The sequence below is a fragment of the Sphingobacterium hungaricum genome, from assembly GCF_015210005.1.
GTDB classification, from domain to species: Bacteria; Bacteroidota; Bacteroidia; order Sphingobacteriales; family Sphingobacteriaceae; genus Sphingobacterium; species Sphingobacterium hungaricum.
In genome coordinates, this window is the sequence record NZ_MU158697.1 from 544,332 (window position 1) to 568,117 (window position 23,786).

The following is a 23,786-nucleotide window of genomic DNA, read 5'->3' on the forward strand; positions in this document are numbered from 1 at the left end:
GATTGATTAGCATACAAGAAATACTAGAGAAATACAAACAAAGCAAAAACCTCACTGCGCTAGAAACAACCCTAAACAATAAAAATCCTAAAATTCATTTAAAGGGACTTATTGGTTCTTCAGATGCACTGTTGACGGCTGCTTTGTATGAAAAGCAAGAAAGGCCTTACATCATTGTGATGCCAACGCATGAAGATGCCTCTTATTTTCTAAGTGACTTGGAAAGTATTTTAGACAAGCAGATTTTATTTTTCCCTACATCGTATCGCAAAGCATTTGATTTTACACAGTTGGACAGCGCACATGTGCTGCAACGCGCAGAAACATTAAGCTCATTAAATCATACCTCTGAAATTCCAAAGATTGTCATTACTTATCCAGAAGCCTTGGCTGAGAAAGTAATCAATCGGACAGACTTAGCTAATAACACATTAGAAATTACGGAGAGCACGAAATTAAGCATTGAGTTCATCAATGAATTTCTGTATGAATATGATTTTGATCGGGTGGATTTTGTCTATGAACCAGGACAGTTCGCTATCCGTGGCGGAATCGTTGATATTTTTTCGTTTTCAAATGATCTTCCCTACCGAATCGAATTTTTCGGAGACGATATAGAAAGTATTCGAACCTTTGAAATAGAAAGCCAGCTTTCGGTTAAGAAAATCCATACCGTAACGATTGTTCCAAATGTTCAAGCAAAATTTTTAAGCAATAATCACATATCGTTGCTTGAATACAGCGATAAAAATGCGGTTATTTTTATTAAAGATGTGCAATTCACATTGGATATTGTCAATGAGGGCTATAAAAAATCAAGTACGTTTTGGAAAGCACTTTCTGAAAAAGAACTAAAGAACAATCCCGAATGGATCGATCCGCGCTTTACATTTGTTGATGACAAAAATTTAAGCGCTATGCTTTTTGATTTTCCAGTTATCGAATTTGGAAAGCAATTTTTCTACAAAGCGGATCACGTTTTTACATTCGACACCCATCCGCAGCCTTCATTCAACAAAGATTTTAATTTACTGATCCACAATTTTAAAGAGAACGAAAAAAATCAGATCCAAAATCTGATTTTCTCGGATTCTAATAAACAGATTGAACGGATTTATACCATTCTCGAAGATTTGGACAAGAGCGTCACCTTTACGCCGATTTATCGAGCGCTTCGCGAAGGGTTTAGAGATGATGCACTCAAATTAGCTTGTTACACCGACCATCAGATTTTCGACCGTTATTATAAATATAAACGCAAGAAAGGTTACGAACGCTCTCAGGCGATCACTTTAAAAGAATTACGTGACCTAAAGCCTGGTGATTTTATAACCCATATCGATCATGGTGTTGGAAAATATGCCGGTTTGGAAAAGATTGAGGTGAATGGGAAAACGCAAGAAATGATTCGTCTGATTTATGCAGACAATGATTTGCTGTATGTCAATATCAATTCCTTGAACCGAATTTCCAAATATTCTGGCAAGGAAGGAACTGTTCCGAAAATGAATAAATTAGGAACAGATACTTGGGATAAGCTAAAGAAAACAACCAAAAAGAAAGTCAAAGATATTGCTCGCGATCTAATCAAATTGTATGCGAAGCGCAAAGCGCAAACTGGAAATTCGTTTTCGCCAGACAGCTATTTGCAGACAGAACTTGAAGCTTCTTTTATTTATGAAGACACTCCAGATCAGGAAAAAGCAACGAATGATGTCAAGAAAGACATGGAATCGCCGCATCCGATGGATCGTTTGGTCTGCGGAGATGTTGGTTTTGGAAAAACAGAAGTTGCCATTCGCGCAGCCTTCAAAGCAGTTGCTGACAGCAAGCAAGTTGCGGTTCTCGTGCCGACTACGATTTTGGCTTCACAACATTACCGCACCTTTAGCGAGCGCCTAAAAGGTTTGCCTGCCAACGTGGATTACATCAATCGATTTAAGAGCAGCAAGCAAATCAAAGAATCGTTAAAAAATCTCGCCGAAGGCAAAGTAGATATTATTATCGGAACCCACCGCTTGGTCAGCAAAGATGTGAAATTCAAGGATCTGGGATTGATGATTATTGATGAGGAGCAAAAATTTGGCGTGACGGTCAAAGAGAAGCTGAAAGCCATGCGCGCAAACATCGACTCGCTAACATTAACGGCTACTCCGATTCCAAGAACGCTACATTTCTCGTTAATGGGCGCAAGAGATTTAAGTATTATTTCGACTCCTCCACCAAATCGCCAGCCTGTACAAACGGAGCTACATGTATTCAACGAAACACTGATTCAAGAGGCCGTAAGTTATGAACTCGACCGCGGAGGACAGGTTTTCTTTATCCATAACCGAATTGCCGATTTGGAGCAATTAGGCGCGATGATACATAAATTAGTTCCGAATGCACGCGTAGGCGTTGCGCACGGACAACTGGAAGGTGATGACCTTGAAGATGTGATGCTCAAATTCATCAATCATGATTATGACGTCTTGGTCGCTACGACTATTATCGAGGCAGGACTAGATATTCCTAACGCCAACACCATCATTATCAACCATGCGCATATGTTTGGTTTGAGCGATTTGCATCAAATGCGCGGACGTGTTGGGCGATCGAACAAAAAAGCGTTTTGTTATTTGTTGAGTCCGCCACTTTCTACATTGACGAACGAAGCCTACAAAAGACTTTCGGCCATCGAAGAATTCTCAGAGCTTGGCGCAGGGTTTAATGTAGCTATGCGCGATTTGGATATTCGAGGTTCTGGAAATTTATTAGGTGCTGAGCAGTCCGGATTTATCGCAGAAATAGGTTTTGAAATGTACAATAAAATTCTCGACGAGGCGGTGCAAGAATTAAAAGACGATGAATTTGGAGAGCTGTTTGCAGATGATGAAAATCGAAAATACGTTTCATTTACGCAGATTGACACCGATTTAGAAGTGATGATTCCTGATGAATACGTCACCAATATTTCGGAGCGTTACAATTTGTACAATGACATTGCGAAGCTTGAGAACGAATCGGATTTGGCACAATTTCAGCAATCATTGCAAGATCGATTTGGACCGATTCCAGCTCCGGTTTTTGAATTGTTTAACACCTTGAAGTTGCAGTGGTTTGGGAAAGAGATTGGTTTGGAAAAAATATCCTACAAAAACAAAACGCTGAAAGGCTATTTTGTGAACAATCCCAAATCAAGCTATTACGAATCCGACCAGTTTGGAAAAGTGCTTGAATTCGTTGCTAAACATCCGTCCATTTCAAATATAAAAGAGGTAAAAGGACAATTGCGCATTGCTTTAAGCAACGTAAATAGCATTACTTATGCACTGAATTTGTTGAAAGAAATGGTTTAACGGTTGGATTTTTCAAAGGGATATTTTCAAAATCATGAATGTATCCCCTTTATAATTTATTTTACTGCGTCGCAGACACCCTGAAAATAACCTTTTGACTCGGCTATTCCAGCCAATGGGTCTTTCATATCTTTTTCAAATTCCAAACTGCATTTCCCTGCATAACCTACTGACCGTAAAGTTTTAACAAATTTCGGAACATCGATAATTCCCCTGCCCAATTCGCAAGTCGATCCCTTTTCGGTCGCTTCGGTGACGTTCTTCAAATGGATATCGAAAATTCTTTTGTGGTAAGATTTTAAATCAGCGGAAGGTTCTCGCCCGTCGCGCATGTTGTGCCCCATATCAAAACAAATCCCCATTTTTGGAGAAAGATGGTTTATCAGATCATAAATGGACTTTGCATTTGGATATAATTTATCTTCCGGACCGTGGTTGTGCAAAGCATATCGAATGTTGTATTCTTCTGTTTTTTTAGAAATGTATTCCAAATCTTCTTTATTAGGAATTCCAACAATTAAATCCACACCCACAAGCTTTGCATAATCAAATGCATTATCAATTTCTGTCTTGCTTTTGGTCATGTAAATAGGACCCACGGCATAGCCCGTCACATTTGCGCCAGACAACTTCTGATGAAATGCTGCAACTTGTTCTGCAGTTGAATTTAGTGGCAAATGGAAATCTTTTATGCATAAGTAGCGGATATCCATTCTTTTCATCATTTTCAAAGAATCGTCGAGATTAAAGTTCACAAAACTGTATCCAGCCATCCCAAGTTTGAATGCATCTTTTTCTGAATTAAATGAATCTTTTTGTATAAACGACTCCGCACTCGCTTTTGTAAACAGAATTGAAGATAATGAAGACAATGCGCCGAGGCGGATAAAATTTCTGCGAGAGAATTCCATGATTTGATTAAATTTAGTAAAAAGTTTATTATTGTAGTCAATAATCTTGTCATTACTAAGGTATTGAAATTTTATTAGCCAAAAAACTATCCGTTCACAAATTATAAAGGCTCATCAATCAATAAAAAATCTACCAAATTGATAGATTATTTATTACATTTGAAAATCAATCTAAAAACATGGCGAAAGTAGAAACGAACTTGATACACCAAGGCAAGGAATTTAATGAAACAAAATCTGTAGTTACTCCAATTTTTCAAACCGCGACTTATTTTGCATCGGATGATTTGGACGAATACATCAAAGCGGCGACAGAAACTAAATTTCCTGAATTTTACCATCGTCATGGAAACCCGACAAACAGCCAAGTCGCTAGCGTAGTTGCTGATTTAGAAAAGACGGAAGATGCACTTGTTTTGGCAACGGGTATGGCAGCTATCAGTGCAGCGATTTTATCCGTTGTGAAAGCTGGCGACCATATTGTTGCGCAGCATGCCCATTATTCAGGAGCAAAATTGTTTTTCAATGAATTTCTGATTAATTACGGCATCACTATTTCATTTGTCGATCAGGTTGATAACGAAAGTTTTGAAAAAGCAATTCAGAAGAACACGAAACTGATTTATATAGAAACTCCCTCAAATCCGAATCTGGAATTGACGGACCTCGAATTTATCGGAAAACTCGGGAAAGAGAAGGCTATAATCACGATGGTCGATAACACCTTTGCTTCTCCGATTAATCAAAATCCCGCTGATTTTGGAATTGATGTAATCGTTCACAGCGCGACAAAATATTTAGGAGGCCATTCTGACCTGACTGCCGGAATTGTTTGCGGAACAAAGGATTTTATCCACAAAGTATGGCGCAAATCTTTGGTGTTGGGCGCTTCATTAAGCCCTTTTGATTCGTGGCTATTGTTGCGCGGCCTACGCACTTTATCGCTAAGAGTTCGTCAGATTAATGAGAATGCTTTGCAATTTGCCACTTGGCTAGAACAACAAGCCTTTGTCAAATCTGTTATTTACGTCGGACTTCCATCCCATCCCCAGCATTCTTTGGCGCAAAAACAGATGAAAGGATTCACAGGAATGATCTGCATAGAGTTGGCCGGTTCAGAAAACGAAGGATTTGAAAAGGCACAATCCATTTTGAAGAATCTAAAAATATTTGCGAACGCAGCTAGTTTGGGCGGTGTAGAATCTTTGATCGTTCATCCAGCGAGCATGTGGGGTTCCCATCATTCTGCGCAGCAGAAACAAATTTCCGGAATTACCAAAGGCATGTTGCGGATTTCCATTGGAATCGAACACATCGATGATCTAATAGGTGATTTTGAGCAGGCAGTTTCGAGTTAATTCAAAAGTAAAAATTCAAAAAGCATGGTGGCTTAGTATTTTAATAATCCTAAAGTCTAGCCTCTCAAATCTAATTCTATAGTCTCAAACCTATCCTCTAATTCAAAAAAACAGCGTTTGCCATAATCAGCTTCCCATTTTCCCAGAAATTTCTGAACAGCACATTATCCCTCAGATAAATTATATGCCCTCGTCCTAAATCTTGCACAGCGAAGACCAATCCGTTGTTTAAGCGTTTTGATAGTTTCTCGCCGACAAAACCGCTCACTTTTGAATTGGCTTGCAGATAACCCACATTCCATCCTTTTCCTTTATCGAAATAGGAATACAGTTCATCATCTTGTTTCAAGGTATAATACGATTCATAACCGAACATCAAGGGATGCGTATTGTCAAATGTCAGTTTAAAAATTGCGCCAGCCGTGTAATCGACTAAAGCCAATCGTTCCCTGTCGCCGTATTTAAGCAACTTTTTGTTCTGCTCGACTTTCGCCGTATCTGCCTTTACCACTTTCAATGTGCTCCATTTTTGAGAAGCCAGCTGGTCAACAGCATTTTGCATCGCAATGACTTTTCCTCCTGCAATTACCCAAGATTGAAACTGTTGCGAAAGCGTCGAATCCTTCAAAAAAGAATACGAGCCATTCGCCAAAATAACGACATCCACTTTCGGCCATTCCACCTGATTGAAATCAGCTACGTTCACTAAAGTTATCGGATAATTTAATTGTTCATCAAAGTAATGCCAAACTTCGCCGATATTCGTCGCTCGGGTAGTTTCTCCTGTGAATAAAACTACGTTTGGCGCTTTGATACTTGATACTTTTGGACTTCCCAAATCGCTTCCTTTGTCTGGTATTCCAGAACGGATCGGATATAGCTGCACTTGCAGTGAATCAGCTATCGCCATGATTTTTTTATTGTCCTTTTCTCTTGTATTTGCCTTTGGCAAAACATGGATTGAACCGCGAGGAAATTCAACTCCAGCAATCGTAAACGGCTCTTCAGAAAATTTTACGGCAATTTTATTTTTTAGTAAAGCAGCCGTTAACTGTGCGGATGAAAACCCATTCCATTTAAATGCGTAACCAAAGTTGTCCGCTACCTGATTTGTGATTTTTGTTAAATTGTAAGGCTTATCGGAAGCAATTTTTGTTTTTGATGCAATGGCATCTAGACCATACACATAAGGAAGCGACCAAGCGGTAATGTCGTAGGTAACCGAATCTGTCAATTTTGATTCTGGTTCAAAGAGCACACTGATTAACGAAGCTTTCGATTGATTTCCTGGAATCAAGACATCATTTTCAGTGTAAGCATAAGAAACTTCCTTTTTGCTCGCATAATCAAACCCTTTTATTGACCCACTTCCAGAATAAGAAAGTATGCCATTTTTATCCAACAGTTGCTTTAGCGCAATGATTTTAGAACGGTCATTTTCATTGTATTTGACAACATAAGTTTGATAGGCAGCAAGTTTTCCTGCCGAAGCATCATCAAAAAACTTTTTGAATTCTGATATAATCTTCGGAACATGTTGCGACGTATACGCAAGAACATTCACTGCGCTAGCATGATGATGAATTGAACGATCAACCAACGTTAATGTATCCAAATCAGCTTTGATAATGCTCAAACCCGCAGAAGTATTACCAGCCTGTTCATAGGTCATGCCAATCGCTCCGTTATACATTGGATAAGTATCTCCATAGGAAGGATAAAACAGATCAAAGCGCTCGCCAGTGAAATAAAGCCAGCCTTGCTTATCAAAATAAGCGGCGTTGTGCTTTCCGATTTCTGTTTGAAGCGAACGTTGCCAAGGCGTAATTATTTCATGAAGCGGTTCTGCTGCTGGTGGAAAATAATAAGGCTGATTGATTCCCTGTTCGTGAAAATCGACATGAATCTGGGGTAGCCATTTATTGTATAATGCGACACGCTGTTCGCTCTCTTTTTGCGTTTGCCAAGCCCAATCTCTATTTAAGTCAAAATAATAATGGTTGTATCGCCCTCCCGGCCAAGGCTCGTCATGCTCACGCGCAAAAGTAACCGAATTTGGATGTTTGCCAACTACGCCGTTGTACCAATTGTTATAGCGCTCGGTTCCGTCAGGATTTAGACAGGGATCCATTACTAAAACCACATTTTCCAATAAACCTTTTGTTTCGGAAACCGAAGGATTTAACAACGCATAGATGGTCAGCATGGAAGATTCTGTCGATGAAGTTTCATTGCCATGCACATTATTGCTCATCCAGACAATAGCTGGAGCTTCCAATTTTGGCTGTTGATCTTTAAGCGACTGCGCCAAACGAAGGTTATTCAGCCGAATATTTTCCAGATCCGTGATGTTCTTTTCTGAAGAAATGAAAAATACATAAAGCGGTCTTCCTTCATACGAGGTACCATATTGCTCCATTTTCACATTTTTCGGAAAGGACTTGGCTATGTATGCGTAATAGTCAAGGACTCTCCAATTTGGAGTCACTTTTTGTCCAACTTTATATCCGAGAAACTGTTCTGGAGACTGGACTTGCGCAAAGCAAAAACTCTGCACAAATAGAAATAGGAGAATGCTGATAAACCTCATTTAAAGATAATAATGCTTTAAATATAATTAATTTTGAACTAGCACGCCATTCGATGCATTAATTTCTCGCTCTGGAATTGGAAGCAACAAGTTGACATGATCGAAAGCAATACCATCTACGGATATCTTTTGTCGTTTTATGTCATGAATACCTTGGCCTTCATGCGCCAATTCCAGTTTTCTTTCCAATAAAATCTGCGCAAGAGTAATCGATGTAAATGCAGGCGATTGAGTATGTTGTGTACGTACATAATTAACATCAACTAAGGGAGCAGCTCCTACAGACGTATTCAATCTCATATTGCATTCAGCTCTTGTCAAGTACATTTCGGATAATCGAACGATCGATAAATTGCTATATAAATAGCGCCATTTTCCACTTCTCCAATTTCCGCTTCCGACCTCATTCCCATCACCTTGGTAAAATAATGCTAAACGGCTATCCAAATAATTTTCATTCGCATCGACTGATTGATCGTATAAACTTAAATGTGCAGGCAATACAGCTACGTCGCCAGCACGAGCTCCATAAATAGTGATGGACCAGTAAATCTGCATGAAATTCGAACCATCTTGAGCAGTCACCGGCATCTGAAAAATCCCATCAGTCGTGACGACATCTGGATCAGAAGGAGAAGTTTTCCCATTATTAAATGTTCTTGCATAGGAACTTTCTACACGAAACTGATCATATTCTATTGCACGATCCGCGGCGTCTCTAGCATTTTCATAATCTTCCATTTGCAAATAAACCCGGGACAACATTGCTGCAGCGGCCGATTTCTGAGCTATTGCAAACTCGTTGGTGTTATCTAACATTTCCTCGGCATCTGTTAAATCCTGAACAACCTGTGCATACACTTGTTCTACCGTACTTCTTGGAACATAACTTTGTTCATTAATTTCCCGTGTTGGATTTAAGACAATAGGCACTCCCAAATTACTGGATACATTTCCCGCACTATAGGGTTTACCGAACAGCTTGACCATTTCAAAAGGCATTAGTCCACGGATATATAGCGCTTGGCCTTCGATATTTGTCCGATCGTCCTCATTGACTACATCCAATGCACTCAAAACGTTATTTGCAATATTAATCGCTTTATAGCCAGTCAACCATAAGGACGAAACAAAACTATTGGTGGACAATATAGATTTGTTGTAGACCTCCCTTGGCTGGTTATATGTGCCTTCCCAGCGAATTTCAGTTGCTGGCCCCAGGAGTTCCGAAAATAGCTGATAAACCCCTCCATAGAAAAATTCACCACTCATAACATCATATCCACCCAGCAAAACCTTTTTGACATTTTCGTCGGAATCTAAAGCTACTGGTTCAGAGATTGCTTGCTCTGGTTCAACATTGAGTTTATTATCACAGCCTGCTAAGAAGCTTAGCAGCAATAAAATACTTGCGATTTTTATATATTTCGTATTCATGATTTCTTTCCTTTAAAATTAAAATCCAATATTAACACCTACTGTCCACGATTTGATCTGAGGAGCAGAATAGAAATCCGATCCTTGATTGATATTCGAATCCCTGAAATCTGAGTTGACTTCAGGATCCCAGCCAGTATATTTTGTAAAAGTCAATAAATTCACTCCAGACACAAAAATTCGAGCATTATCAATTCTTAATTTCTGTAGTGTTTTTGTCGGTAAAGTATATCCAAACGTAATGTTCTTCAATCGGACATAGTCTCCGTTTTGAATATGACGACTTGAAGCGCTTGCGCTATTTCCATAATAAAATCTTAATTGAGGGATATCAGTTACATCACCAGGTTCTTGCCAGCGATCTAGTTGGTCTATGGTTTGATTGTCAAACCAATCGCTTCCTGAAGACATAAATGCACCAGCGCCATTCAAAATTTGGTTCCCAAAAACGCCTTGTAATAAAATCGACAAATCAAATCCTTTGTAAGCAAATGTATTATTGAATCCTCCGATAAAGTCTGGATTTGGATCCCCCACTATAAAATTACCCGCTTCATCCATGTCATTTGTCGTTGTCCGATCTTCTTTGTAAAATAAAGCATCGCCGTTTTCAGGATCGACCCCAGCATACTCAGGTCCATAAAAAACCCCAATCGACTCACCCAAAATTAAAGAGTTCATAAACCGGCCGTCATTCCCAGGAATCATACTGGTAGCACCGTCTAGTTTCGTTAGTTTGTTTTTATTGTATGCCAAGTTAAAACTTGAAGACCACCTGAACGAGCCTTTAGAAATGTTATTCGAATTCAAAACTAATTCGACACCCTCGTTCGACATTGATCCGATGTTCACGGTTTGAATATCGTATCCCGATGTCCCCGGAACTGGCACATCATAGATCAAATCCTTCGTTTTCCGGTTATAATAATCCAGCTCTCCTGTCAATCGATTATTTAAAAATCCAAAGTCAATACCTATATCGATCTGATTAGATTTCTCCCATCTTAAATCTGGATTAGCTAATTGATTAGGAACAAGTACCGATTGGCTATTGTATTTTGCACCTTCATATAAGCCCAAATGCGCATGATTCCCGAAACCGTCAGCGTTTCCTGTCAAACCCCAACTACCTCTAAGTTTCAAAAAGCTAAATGTAGAATTGCTGTTCCAAAAATCTTCTTCACTTAGAATCCATCCCGCAGAAACCGCTGGGAAAAATCCGTATTTGCTATCGACCCCAAAGCGAGATGAACCGTCAATCCGACCGCTTAAATTAAAAAGATAGCGATCTTTGTATTTGTAATTTACCCGAGCGAAATAAGAAAGATAATTGTATTTGTCGGCGGTTGTTTCCCCATCGGTTATCTCTCCAGCACTTGCTAAATTATGTAAGGATGAAGACGGAAAGTCTTGTCCTGCAACATAAACATACTCTTCCGTGTATTCTTGGAAAGACATTCCCAATGTTGCATTAAAATCATGCACTCCGTTGAAAATATTTTTATAAGTAAAATAATTATTCGTGTTGTAGTTCATGGATTTATACCACTGGGATTCTCCGTAGCCATTGATTCCCGCTCCAGACTCAGAAAGCGGACTTGCCCAATAATTCATCGTTTGATTCTGGATATCCATTCCTAGTTCCGTACGAAAAGTTAAGTTCTTAATAATCTTATAGTCTAAAAACGCATTTCCAAAATTCCGCAAACTTTCAGTCGCTCGATCGACCTCTTCCAATTCAATAAGTCCATTGTAGTAGGAAGTTACAGGGGTGTTGTACAGATTTCCGTCCGGATCTCTGACAGGAGATATTGGAGCTAAAGCGACAAGCTGCATTGGTGTGGTAAATGCATTGTCTTCACCTAAGCGTTTCACTTTGCTTTTGCTTATCCCAAAATTAACCCCTAGCGTCAATCGGTCGCTAATCTGATGATCCAAATTCAATCTTCCGCTGTATCGCTCATAGAAATTCCCGATTAGGATTCCGTCCTGATTGGTGTAATTTCCACTCGTATAAAACGGTGTTTTATCATTCCCTCCAGAAATATTTAAATCAAAGATTTTTGTTTGAGCATCTTTGTTATAGGCCAAGGATTCCCAATCTGTATTTGTTTCTAAGGTTTGCCAATCTGTATGTCCTGAAAGTGTCGTTAATTCATCTTCGACATATTTCAACCAAGAATCTTCGTAATCCGTTGGATCGGTGGGATCGATTCCGTCAATATGGTCAGAATTTATTGCCGCCTCGCGGATTAATGTAACATAACGTGAGTTCGGGATAAGAAAAAGTTTAAAATAGTTGGGATTTTAGACAAAAAAGGCTTGATTTTTGTATATAATTAGTTGACAACCAAATTATTACAATTATAAATCAAGCCCATGCTTAGAGATAAAGTTATTGAAATTTTCGTTAAGGTGGATGATTTCTGTAAAGAAATTCAGCCAATTTTGGAAGAAAAGCGAATCGAGGACAAAAAATTAGGTATGCGCAACCGTAAAACTGGACTTTGTCAAAGCGAAATGATCAGCCTTATGGTACTGTTCCATAACGGTCAGTTCACCAATCTGAAGTCTTTTTATGTACATTATGCTTTGCCGCATATGAAAGATCTGTTTCCCGGCCTAACTTCTTATAACCGTTTTGTAGAACTGCAGCCCCGATGTGCCATGCTGTTTATGTTATTTGTAAAAATGCGCTGTTTGGGAAAAAGCAATGGCATCAATTTCATTGATTCAACGCACATCAAAGTGTGCCATAACAGAAGGATCCATCAGCATAAAGTTTTTAAAGATGTAGCCGAGCGTGGACAATGTTCAATTGGTTGGTTTTATGGCTTCAAGCTTCATTTGATAATCAATGACAAAGGGGATATTCTTTCATTTTACCTTACTAAGGGCAATGTAGACGACAGAAATCTAAAACATATGATGGATATGACCAAAGATATTTTCGGAAAACTGTATGGAGACAAAGGCTATATTTCTAAAGCAATGGCAGATATCCTTTGGGGAAATGGGGTCCAAATGGTAACAAAGCCAAGAAAAAATATGAAGGGAATGAACCTAAGCCAAACTGATAAAATTATGCTCAGAAAAAGAGCGATCATCGAGTGCGTGAATGATGAACTTAAGAATATTTGCAAATTGCAGCACACAAGACATCGCTCGGTAAACAACTTCTTGTTGAATATTTTAGGAGCTTTAGCGGCATACTCTTTTTTCCCTAAAAAGCCTTCTTTAAATATTCAGTTTGAGCAACAAGATAAACAATTATTCCTTGCTGCTTAAACCGAACTCACGTTAACATACTGTTCAGCATTCAAAAATTCTCGATGACGTGTTGGAGAATTTTTACCGAATTGGGAACTAAAGTTGAATTTTGTCTTGCCCGAACTTCCCTTTCTCGTCGTAATTAAAACAACTCCATTTGCTGCACGCGATCCATAGATCGCTGCCGCAGAAGCATCTTTTAAAATATCAAAACTTTCTACATCATTGAAATTAATATCCGCTAATGCGTTCGAAGAAATTCCATCATCAGCAATAGGGATTCCATCGATCACGTAGAGTGGTGAACTAGACGCTGTCAATGATCCAGAGCCCCGAACCCTCACTTTCACTCCTTCACCAACTTTTCCGTTGTTTGACTCGACCATCACCCCCGCTGCTCTCCCTTGCAATGCAGAAGTAAGGTTGACGACAGGCATTCCCTCGACATCATCGCCCTTTACTCGAGCGATATTTCCCGTCAAATCCTTTTTAATGCTTGTTCCGAAACCAACAACAATAACTTCCTCTAGGTCATTGTCTGCTATTTGCAGGACAATATTTAGCTCGGATTGCGAAGCCGCAACTTCTTGCGTCTGATAACCGACTGCAGAAAACACCAATAGTTGATTTGACTGTGGAGAGCTGATTCTGAAATCTCCTTTGTCGGATGTTGAACTTGCGATATTAGTTCCTTTTACCAATACGGACACGCCCGCGATTGGATTATTATTAACGTCCACTACTTTACCTGTGATAGTTTGTTGCGCTATTGAAGAAAATGAGATGAATGATAATAAAATTAATAGTAAAGTTTGATTTTTCGTAAACGAATAATTACTATATTTTAATAAAATGGTTCCTTGTAAAACAATATTAAATATAAAAAACGATTAAATCATTTTAAATTTTACAAGAATCACTAAGAAAATTAAACCATCCGCAAATTACCCCTAGATAAAAGCCAAAAAAGCCGATAAACTAATGCTTATCGGCTTTTCAAAAGCATAAAAAAAGTGGCCTACCAATAAATGGTGTACAATGCCGCTATAATTCCTAAAATTAATAAGGCAACAACCGCAAAGCTGGTCGTTGTTTTGAACATTTTCGCATCAATTTCCAATCCTTTAGGCACAACCCCTCTTTTGTTGTCATATAAACTGATGAAATACATCCCAATCAAACATAATAAGAATACAATACCTACGCGATCGATAAATGGAATCTCATACACACCTTCGCTTCCTAAAACAGAGAATCCGTAAGGTGCTAAAAATGATAAATCCACAAAACCAGGTAAGAATTTAAAGATTATCGACATCAAGAAACCACCGATCGTTGCGAACAAGGCCGCATTGGAAGTTGTTTTTTTCCAGAAGAACCCAAGTAAAAACATGGCGAAAATTCCTGGCGAAACGAAACCAGTATATTCTTGAATGTATTGGAAACCTCCTTTTTTATCAATACCTAAGTGAGGAGCAATTAGTACTGCCAAAATCATGGAAACAATAATGGTGATTTTACCAACATTGACTTGATTTTTTTCGGAAGCCCCAGTGTTAAATATCTTCTTGTAAATATCTAACGTAAAAATGGTCGCCACACTATTTGCTTTACCCGCTAAAGAAGCAACAACAGCTGCAGTCAACGCCGCAAATGACAATCCTTTCAATCCAGTAGGCAATAAGTTTAATAAAACCGGATAAGCTCTATCTGGATTTAGTTCTCCATTCTGCAACATTTCTTGCTGGAACAACCCATCATTGTACAACACAAAAGCTGCGATACCTGGCAAAACCACAATGATTGGCATTAATAACTTCAAAAATGCTGCAAATAGCAAACCGCTTCTTGCCGTATTTAAATCAGCTCCCAAGGCACGTTGCGTGATGTATTGGTTACATCCCCAATAACTTAAATTGATAACCCACATACCACCGATGAGCACACTTAAGCCTGGCAAATCAATGTAATTTGGATTATCAGGTTTTAAAATCATCTGAAAATGATCGGACGCTTTATCTTGTACTATAGAAAATCCATCAAAAATCCCGGCTCCACCAAAATGGTCTGAAACCATATTCAATGCCAAATAAGTCGTTGCTAAACCGCCTAAAATCAAGAAGAACACCTGAATAACATCGGTATATCCAATAACTTTCATTCCGCCTAAGGTAATGATGATCGCAAAAATGGCCAAACCAAACATACAGACTTGGAAATCTAGACCTGACACACTGGACACCGCCAAAGCACCCAAGAATAAAATGGAAGTCAAGTTGACAACGATGTACAGCAACAGCCAAAAAACAGCCATAATCAACGAAACGGTGCTGTTATATCGCTCATTCAAGAACTGGGGCATGGTGAAGATTTTATTCTTCAGGTAGACCGGCAAGAAAAAGACCGCGACGACAATCAATGTGGCGGCAGCCATCCATTCATAAGCCGCAATGGCCAATCCAATCTTAAAGCCGGATCCGCTCATTCCGATAAACTGCTCCGCGGAAATATTGGATGCAATTAATGATGCGCCGATAGCCCACCAAGTCAAAGATCCTTCTGCCAAGAAATAATCTTTAGATCCGACAATCGCCGCTTTTTTTCTATAATAAATGTAAATTCCGTAGCCCGCTACGATTAAAAAATAAAATAGAAAAACAATGTAATCTTTAGTTTCCATGGTTATTTAACAGAAAATTTGTAAACGCTTTTTGTTGAATACGTATCGCCTGCTTTCACTAAAGTAGACGGGAATTTCGTTTGGTTAGGCGTATCTGGAAAATGCTGAGGCTCTAAACAGAATCCTGTGCGGAAACTATCCTTCACCCCATTTTTAAGTGTTACTTTGTCGCCCATAAAATTACCGCTGTAAAATTGGATACCTGGTTCTGCAGTGTAAATATCCATGACAATCCCAGATTTGTCACCTGAAATCGTTACGGCATGGTTCAAACCTTCGACAACCGTTTTGTCCAAAACGAAATTATGGTCATATCCTTTTCCATAAGTTAATTGTTGATCTTGATCATCAATATTCAACCCTATTGTTTTTGCTTTTGTGAAATCAAAAGGTGTTCCTTTGACTGGAGCAAGTTCGCCTGTCGGAATCAACGTACTGTCTACAGGCGTATATTCATTTGCAAATAATTTCAACTCATGGTTAAGGATTGTTCCGCTGCCTTCGCCATTCAAATTGAAATACGCATGATTTGTTAAATTTAAATGTGTGTTTTTATCCGATGTCGCTTTGTAATCAATCGTCAATTCATTTTTGTCATTGAACGAATACGTTACTTCCATCGAAATATTCCCTGGATAACCTTCATTTCCGTCAGGCAAAGTATACGCAAAAGTTACTTTTTGAGGAGTCACTTCTTTCGCTTCCCAGTTTGCAAAATGCACACCTTTGAAACCTCCATGCAATGTGTTTACGCCATTGTTAGTTGGCAAGGTATACGTTTTTCCATCCAAGGTAAATTTTCCTTTGGCAATCCTATTTCCAAAAGGACCGACGATGGTTCCGAAATATGGCTCTTCCGGATTGTTGTACGAAGAAGCTTTGTTAAATCCCAATACAACATCGGTTAATTTTCCGTCTTTATCCGGAACAAGAAGTCCGACAATTCGTGCACCGAAATTTGTCAAATGCACTTCGGCTCCTGAAGAATTTTTGATGGTATATAAATTTGCGGCTTTTCCATCGATTGTTTCCGAAAAAGATGCTGAATCTAATGCGCTAACTGAACTTATAGAGTCCTGCGTGCTGGTCTGCTGTTTTTTTTCCGTGTTCTGACATGAAGACATCATGCCTATCAAAACCACAGAGAAAAGATTGATTGCTGTTTTTATCATTGGTTTACTGGTTTTTATATTAATTCTGTTCCATTTCCTACTTGAATGAAAATAGGTGTTAATTCGAATCCAAATTTATTTTTATAGGCTATCGCAATGCTTTTAACGTATTCCTCAAGCGCCGTTTTCTTCACAATATTAATGGTGCATCCACCGAATCCGCCACCCATCATTCTTGCACCAACTACTCCATCGAAATTCTTAGCAAAATCAACCAAGAAGTCCAGCTCCTTACAGCTTACTTCATATTCTGAACTGATCGCTGCATGAGCGGCGAACAACTGTTTGCCCAATTCGTCAATGTTGCCATTTTTTAAGGCATCACAAGCTTTAATCAAACGCTCATTTTCTTCAATGACAAACTTGCATTTTGTGTAAACGTCTGCATCAACTTTAGCGACCAATTCATCCAACTGTGCGACTGAAACATCTCTCAAACTATTCACCTCTGGATATTTTTCTTTGACCAAAGCCACGCCTTTTTCGCATGAAGCACGGCGTTTATTGTAAGCCGAATCTGCTAGCGAATGCTTCACATTGGTGTTCAACAGAACGATTTCATGTTCTCCTAATTCTAAAGGAACATATTCCACTTCTAACGAACGACAATCCAATTTCAGTACGTGCCCTGATTTGCTCATGATAGAAGCAAACTGATCCATAATACCGCAATTCACGCCGACATACGTATGTTCCGTCAATTGACCGATCTTCGCTAGTTCTACACGGTTTAAGCCCAGTTCGAACAATTCATTCAATGCAAATCCAACAGCACATTCCACCGCAGCGGAAGAAGACAGCCCTGCTCCCAACGGAACATCGCCATCCAAATAAAGGCTGAAACCCGATATCGGCAAATCTCGAATCGCAAATTGATTGACGACTCCTAAAATATAATTCGGCCAGCCTTTTTCGCTTGGAGCCAATTCGTCGATTGAAATTTCATGCGCTTCATTGAAGTCTTCAGCAAATAGCGAAATTCGGTTGTCATTTCGCTTAGAAACTCCAACATAAATTGCTTTATCAATTGCCGTAGGCAACACAAAACCTTCGTTGTAATCTGTATGTTCTCCGATTAGATTGATTCTTCCTGGAGATTTAGCAACAAGCGCTGCTTGTTCATTAAATAACTCCTGAAACCTAGAATCGATTTTTTGTTTAGTAATCATGTAAAATTATCCCTTTTTGTAATGCGTTGTCGATTGCTTTCTCAGTACGTCTGCCGCAAATTCCGGCGTAATGTCGCGTTGCGGATTTGCCAGCATTTCATATCCAACCATAAATTTTTTCACTGAAGCAGAACGCAACAGCGGTGGATAAAAATGCATGTGCCAATGGAATGACGAAAAATCTCCTGAATTAATCGGAGCTTGATGCATTCCGGCTGAATAAGGGAAAGACGTTTTGAAAATATTGTCGTAACGGATTGTTAATTCTTGTAATGTTTTGGCTAAATCGATCTTCTCTTCTTCCGAAAACTGACGGATATCCTGAACCGCTCGTTTGGAAATAACCAGCGTTTCATAAGGCCAGCTAGCCCAAAATGGAACAACGGCAAAGAAATGCTCGTTGTCAATGACTACACGTTCTTGCTTTTCTACTTCTTTCTTCCAATATGCAGTCAGCAAAGTAGTTCCGTGTTTTTTAAAATAATTTTCTTGCTGCGCAATTTCCTTTTCGATTTCGACAGGAAGACTGCTTTGTGCCCAAATCTGACCATGCGGATGCGGATTGCTGCAGCCCATGATGCTTCCTTTATTCTCAAAAATCTGAATGTATTTTATCCATTCCTTTTGAGCCAACTCTGTAAATTCTTGCTGCCAAAGATCAACCACCGCTTTGATGGCTTCTGTTGACATTTCCGGCAGAGTCAAATCGTGTCTAGGCGTAAATGAGATTACTTTGCAAATCCCTCTTTCTGCTGTTGCAGATAATAAATCATCTTCTTCAAAATGTTCGATTTTAGTATCATTCAGCAAAGCTGAAAAGTCATTTACGAAAACGAAGCTTTCTTTGTAATCCGGATTTTGAGTTCCATCTGCTCTTGTATTTCCGGGACACAAATAGCATTTCTCGTCATAGGCTGGGCGATCTTCGGAAGAAATTTCTTCGGTCTGACCTTGCCATGGCCGCTTATTTCGATGAGGAGAAACTAAGATTTTTTCTCCTGTTAAACTATTTATTCGTGTATGGGGATTTGATGTAAAATCAAAGGTATTATTCATTTTTTTTGTGCGGCCTATTATTGATAATTAAAATAAATATAAGAATGATTTTGAGAAGAACATAAAAGCCTTAGCATTAATTTCAATTCAATTTATGTTCTGCTTTTTTTAATCTTCTTATTCAGCATGGCTTGGTCCGTGAATAATCAGACGTCCATCTTCTAAAACTTCCATTTCATCGATAAATACCATGCGGTCATGTCCAGTTTTTTCCGTTCTTCCATGATAAACGCAGAGCATTTTTTCATTCGCTACATCGTACGTAATGCTGTTATGTCCAGTTCCCGTAACCAAACCTTCTTTTTGCAAAATCGGGTTGTGTACTGATTTTTTAAACGGACCTAAAGGACTTGACGAAGTCGCGTAGCCAATTGCATAATTCTGTCCATCAAAATTATTTGCCGAATACATCATGTAGTAGATATCGTTCTTTTTGAAAATAACTGAACCTTCTGTCCAGCGACGACCAACTTCTTTGCTAGTCACCGAACGGCTTTCCCATTCATCTGTATTCATCTGAGTCGGTGGTTGCAATAGCAAGATCGGCTTGCCAATCACTCCCGAAAAATCTTTTTTCAATTCAACAACATAGACCCAGCTCTCTTCGACTTCTTCGAAAATGCCTTTCCATTTTGCCCAATCTGCAATCTCGCTTTTCACCGGATTTTTGTAGCAACATCTTGAATAATATAGATACACTTTGCCATTGTCCCAAAATACATTCGCGTCAATAATCGGATATCCTGGATCGAAGATTGGCTCACCGCTCACATCGATAAAAGGACCAGTCGGCGAATCTGAAACGGCAACACCAATGTTAAATTTTTCCAATTCATTTGTTGGATTTACTTTCCATTGGGCACTGTAAAACATGTAAAATTTATTGTCTTTTTCATAGACTTCTGGAGCCCAAAAAGAATGTTCGCCCCAAGCATTTTTCTGCTCATTGCTATAGGCAGTACCCTCAGCTTTCCATTCTTTCAAATCGGATGAAGAATACACAAGAAATCCATTCTTCACTCCACCGGTTCCGTACATGTAGTATTTTCCAGAGGATGTTTTTAAAATGTAAGGGTCGCCAAAACTGATGTCAAGCGGGTTCTTATACGTTTGCGCGATGGACATCGAGCTAAACAAGAGCATAAAAACAATGTTGCTAATAAGATATTTCATATTGATTTATTAATAGATTAGAAAACAGGTCGTTGAACCGCCTCTGTACTTGAAGTTCCATTTTGTATAATTGGCCATCCATTTTCCCAACGGACTTCGTCCAATAGCAGCACTCTCCTTGAAGTTCCATTCGATAAGGTGCCTTGGTTTTTATCGATTCCGTGGTACAATAACCAATCTTTGTTATTTTTATCCGTGACAATGCTCGCATTATGACCAGTGCCCACGAATACAGAATTTCCTTTTAAAAATGCTGTTCCGGCTCCTCGTTCGCGAATATCTTTACCCGATTTATCCAAATAAGGGCCTAATAAATTCTCCGAACGGGCAACCAGCACGTGGTATTTGCTATTTGCACCTTCACAGCAGCTTCCTTTAGATCCAAAGAAATAGTAAAAGTCATCGCGCTTATGAATCATCACCGCCTCGAAATCGCCAGCTGCAATTTTAGTCTTTTCGTTTATGTTTTTTACAGATTTGCCATCCGAATTTAATTCAATAGCAAATGTGCCTTGTTCTGGTGCTGAGCTAAAACTTCCCCAAAAAATATACTGTTTATTGTTTTCGGCATAATAAAAAGGATCGATTGAGTTAGGCACATTGACCTCCAGACTGCTGAACAATTTTCCCTGATCTTCGAATGGTCCAAGCGGTGTTTTAGCAATCGCCAATCCTACTGCAGGATCTGGATCACCCCAAGTCGATAGCGAATAATACAAATAATATTCACCATTGACATAATTGATATCGGGAGCCCAAATTCCTCCATCTTTTTTCCAATCTGGTCTTTTGTTGAAAGCGCTTCCTACCACTTTCCAGTCAACCAAATTTTTAGATTCCAAAATCGGAACCATGCGGCTTCCTTGTCCGTCTGCCCAGTTGTCTTGCGTTCCATATGCATAGAAATTTGAGCTCTTTGCATCAAATACAACAGATGGATCCGCCAGCACAGGTTGAAAAACGGGGTTTTTATAAAGCAAGGTAGATAAAGTGTCCGGAACGTGTTGATCTGGAGCGGCGCTTTTACTGCAATTAGTAAATAAAGAAATCGAACAGAGCGCGAAGGCGACAATATAAGTAATCATGTTTTTAATAAATTAGTAATTTCGGGCTGATGAAATTTTCATCAATCTTCATAATTTCCTTTTCGCCTTCTTTGACAAAAGAAACCGAAGTAATATACATTTTTCTAGGGTGAATATTGGTGCTGCTGTTGTGCGCGTGAAAAACTTTCTTCAGGTTTCCGGCTTTATCTTTAAAGATAGCACTATGTCCCACACCCACTAGATTTTTGACATTTTGATAGATAGGGTTTCCTTCAAACTTAGTCCATGGGCCAGTCGGGTGGTCTGCTGTCGCAAATCCTATTCCGTACGACTGGCTTTCATAGCTATTGGCAGAATAGGTCATGTAGTAGGTATTTCCCTGCTTGATCACAAATGAACCTTCATTGACGCGTGGCCAAACCTCTTCCCAAGGCTGAGAAACGTGAATGCATTTCTTTTCCGTTCCTTTTTTAATGGTCACCAAATCTTCTTCCAATTCTGCGACCCAAATATTCAACCCATCGTTAAATCGATCGTAATATAGATACGGTTTTCCGTCGCTGTCAATAAATAGCGAATTGTCAATGCATTGCTCATTCGCAATCATAGGCTCCTTAACCTCTTGCTTGAACGGCCCTAAAGGAGAATCACTTGTTGCTACGCAAATCCGCTCTTCGGCTGTGTAATACATGTAGAATTTTCCTTTTTGAAAGTAAACTTCTGGCGCCCAAAACCATTTATCGCCCCAAACATCATTTTTGCTCAATGCCAATTTTGTATTCGGCCTTTCCCAATTGATTAGGTCAGTCGAAGTCAACACTTCTATGCCATCTTCCGCAGCTGTTCCATAGGCATAATAGGTATTTTCATGCAATAGAATAAAAGGATCGCCAAAAAACACATCGGTTTTTATTGTGTCTTTTACTTCGATGGGTTGATCAGTACCCGCTTCCGAACCGCAGTTCGAAAGCAGGAGGATAAAGATTAGGTATACCATGCTGTGCAATTTCATACGCTTAAATTAGTACTGTGGATTTTGTGTCAATTGTCCAGCGCTGTTATCCACCTCAATTTGTGGAATCGGAAGCCTGTTGTGTTTACCGATCACAAAGTTATTGAAGTCAACATCCCTTGATTTTAACTCATCAATTCCTGCCGCATTATCCAGCAAACCCCATCTTTTTAAATCAATCCATCTCCAGCCTTCGAAACAAAGTTCAAGCGTTCTTTCCATTTGCAATCTTTTCATAAATGCATCTTTCGAGTTTAGGCTGCTTGCGTAAATACTGTTCTGAAGAGATGTCAATCCTACAGAAGATCGTTGTCTAACTTTATTTACGTAAACTGCCGCATCGGTAGTCGATCCGCCCGTTTCTAGAATACATTCAGCATACATCAAAAGGATATCAGCGTAACGGATAATCCTATAATTATTTGGAGCAAAATAATCTTCATAGTTACGGAAATAAGTAGTTGAGTATTTTCTAATGTACACTTGATCGCCCCAAGAAGCTTGCCAAGTTCTTCCGTAAACTAAGGCATCTCGGCTAGGAAAATCTGCACCGCTTCCTGCATAAAAAAGGTTGTAATACAGACGTTCATCATTATCTCCGGCTGTATTTTTCTCTTTCTTGTATTCGTTGATCAGCCAGCTTCTCGCTTTTCCATCTTGCCATCCAATTCCGTCAGGTGCATAAAATTGCGTTCTTTGGAAACCTGTTGCCATCGATGCATCATTTCCTGTTCCGCCTTTATTTTCATCACTAAATTGAATCTCAAAAACACTTTCTTTGTTGTTTTCGTTTAGGTGGGTGAAGTTGTCTAAATAATTATCCATCAGGCCATACAAAGTACCTTCTTTCTCAATCAACCAGTCCAACTCAACTTTTGCTAAGTCAAATTTACCTTGTTGCATGTAAGATTTTGCAAGGAATGCTTTCGCCGCTCCTTTTGTAGCTCTGCCTAAATCTGCATTTGACCAGCTTTCAGGAAGCTTATCGATTGCACTTTTTAAGTCCGTTTCAATTTGTGCCCAAATCTGTTCTTCAGAAGCATCACTTGGCTTAAATCCAGGATCTCCAGGCTCTAAAACTAAAGCAGCTTTTTCCCATAAGGTGACAATTTGAAAATACCACAATGCACGTAAAAATTCTGCTTGTCCAATGACTTGATTCTTTTTATTCTCGTCAGCGAATGGAATTTCAGGAACAAATTTCAATACCTGATTAGCTCTAAAAATACTTACATAAGCATCTTCCCAATGCACGTTGTTTCCTTCCCAAAAATTATAATTGAAATAATTGAATTTTGTCCAGTCGGCTAATTCTGTCCAGGGACTGCTGCTCCATCCTTCGTCTGATGCAAGATCATAACGAAATGACAACCAGCGCATCCAAGTTCCTTCTTTATAGAAACGGCTGTACACAGCATTCAATCCTTTTTCCGCATCGGATTCTGTCACCCAAAATGTTTCAGTCGTTGGCTCATTTGGATTTTCGACATTTAATAAATCTTTATTGCAACCCATTAACGCAAATAACGATACAAGGGCTATGCTTAAACTATATCTTTTCATAATAAATA

16 protein-coding genes are annotated in these 23,786 nt (G+C 39.1%); 3 read left to right on the forward strand and 13 right to left on the reverse strand.

Going from position 1 to position 23,786, the window contains the following annotated elements:
- The first annotated feature begins 5 nt into the window (after positions 1–5).
- A complete protein-coding gene (gene mfd, locus C4F49_RS02350) occupies positions 6–3,341 on the forward strand; it encodes a transcription-repair coupling factor (protein ID WP_196934404.1) in 3,336 nt (1,111 codons plus the stop codon).
- Between the two features lie 56 nt (positions 3,342–3,397).
- Here mfd and C4F49_RS02355 read toward each other — a convergent pair whose 3' ends face one another.
- Entirely contained in the window at positions 3,398–4,252 is an 855-nt protein-coding gene (locus C4F49_RS02355) for a sugar phosphate isomerase/epimerase family protein (protein WP_196934253.1), read from the reverse strand.
- A gap of 179 nt (positions 4,253–4,431) precedes the next feature.
- Between C4F49_RS02355 and C4F49_RS02360 the strand changes: the two genes are divergently transcribed.
- A complete protein-coding gene (locus C4F49_RS02360; protein WP_196934254.1) occupies positions 4,432–5,610 on the forward strand; it encodes a trans-sulfuration enzyme family protein in 1,179 nt (392 codons plus the stop codon).
- A 97-nt stretch (positions 5,611–5,707) separates the two neighbouring features.
- Here C4F49_RS02360 and C4F49_RS02365 read toward each other — a convergent pair whose 3' ends face one another.
- The 3 genes from C4F49_RS02365 to C4F49_RS02375 are packed head-to-tail and all read right to left on the reverse strand — an operon-like array spanning position 5,708 to position 11,917.
- A complete protein-coding gene (locus C4F49_RS02365; protein ID WP_196934255.1) occupies positions 5,708–8,200 on the reverse strand; it encodes a M14 metallopeptidase family protein in 2,493 nt (830 codons plus the stop codon).
- 27 nt (positions 8,201–8,227) lie between these two features.
- The gene (locus tag C4F49_RS02370) at positions 8,228–9,637 is read right to left on the reverse strand and encodes a RagB/SusD family nutrient uptake outer membrane protein (RefSeq protein ID WP_196934256.1); all 1,410 of its coding nucleotides are present in this window, start codon (positions 9,635–9,637) and stop codon (positions 8,228–8,230) included.
- 18 nt (positions 9,638–9,655) lie between these two features.
- Positions 9,656–11,917, reverse strand: coding sequence for a SusC/RagA family TonB-linked outer membrane protein (locus C4F49_RS02375; protein ID WP_336244658.1), 2,262 nt, complete (start codon positions 11,915–11,917; stop codon positions 9,656–9,658).
- 99 nt (positions 11,918–12,016) lie between these two features.
- Here C4F49_RS02375 and C4F49_RS02380 point away from each other — a divergent pair, with 99 nt between their 5' ends.
- Entirely contained in the window at positions 12,017–12,925 is a 909-nt protein-coding gene (locus C4F49_RS02380; protein WP_196934258.1) for an IS982 family transposase, read from the forward strand.
- Here C4F49_RS02380 and C4F49_RS02385 read toward each other — a convergent pair.
- From C4F49_RS02385 to C4F49_RS02425, 9 genes are all read right to left on the reverse strand, one after another.
- Positions 12,922–13,788, reverse strand: a complete 867-nt coding sequence (locus C4F49_RS02385; RefSeq protein WP_336244659.1) for a TonB-dependent receptor plug domain-containing protein — start codon at positions 13,786–13,788, stop codon at positions 12,922–12,924. The genes C4F49_RS02380 and C4F49_RS02385 overlap by 4 nt on opposite strands.
- A 137-nt stretch (positions 13,789–13,925) precedes the next feature.
- Complete coding sequence (locus C4F49_RS02390; protein WP_196934260.1) at positions 13,926–15,587, reverse strand: sodium:solute symporter family transporter; 1,662 nt, start codon at positions 15,585–15,587, stop codon at positions 13,926–13,928.
- A gap of 2 nt (positions 15,588–15,589) precedes the next feature.
- Positions 15,590–16,759 carry an aldose epimerase family protein gene (locus C4F49_RS02395; protein WP_196934261.1) on the reverse strand — a complete coding sequence of 390 codons (1,170 nt, stop codon included), beginning with the start codon at positions 16,757–16,759 and terminating at the stop codon, positions 15,590–15,592.
- Between the two features lie 14 nt (positions 16,760–16,773).
- Positions 16,774–17,928, reverse strand: coding sequence for a galactokinase (locus C4F49_RS02400; protein WP_196934262.1), 1,155 nt, complete (start codon positions 17,926–17,928; stop codon positions 16,774–16,776).
- Between the two features lie 6 nt (positions 17,929–17,934).
- Complete coding sequence (locus C4F49_RS02405; RefSeq protein WP_196934263.1) at positions 17,935–18,984, reverse strand: UDP-glucose--hexose-1-phosphate uridylyltransferase; 1,050 nt, start codon at positions 18,982–18,984, stop codon at positions 17,935–17,937.
- Between the two features lie 117 nt (positions 18,985–19,101).
- On the reverse strand, positions 19,102–20,157 hold the full coding sequence (locus C4F49_RS02410; RefSeq protein ID WP_196934264.1) for a glycoside hydrolase family 43 protein: 1,056 nt from the start codon (positions 20,155–20,157) through the stop codon (positions 19,102–19,104).
- A 17-nt stretch (positions 20,158–20,174) separates the two neighbouring features.
- The gene (locus C4F49_RS02415; protein WP_196934265.1) at positions 20,175–21,242 is read right to left on the reverse strand and encodes a family 43 glycosylhydrolase; all 1,068 of its coding nucleotides are present in this window, start codon (positions 21,240–21,242) and stop codon (positions 20,175–20,177) included.
- A gap of 4 nt (positions 21,243–21,246) precedes the next feature.
- On the reverse strand, positions 21,247–22,215 hold the full coding sequence (locus C4F49_RS02420) for a glycoside hydrolase family 43 protein (protein WP_231388179.1): 969 nt from the start codon (positions 22,213–22,215) through the stop codon (positions 21,247–21,249).
- A gap of 9 nt (positions 22,216–22,224) precedes the next feature.
- Positions 22,225–23,778 (reverse strand): RagB/SusD family nutrient uptake outer membrane protein, encoded by a 1,554-nt coding sequence (locus C4F49_RS02425; protein ID WP_196934266.1) that lies wholly within the window; start codon positions 23,776–23,778, stop codon positions 22,225–22,227.
- Between the last annotated feature and the right edge of the window lie 8 nt (positions 23,779–23,786).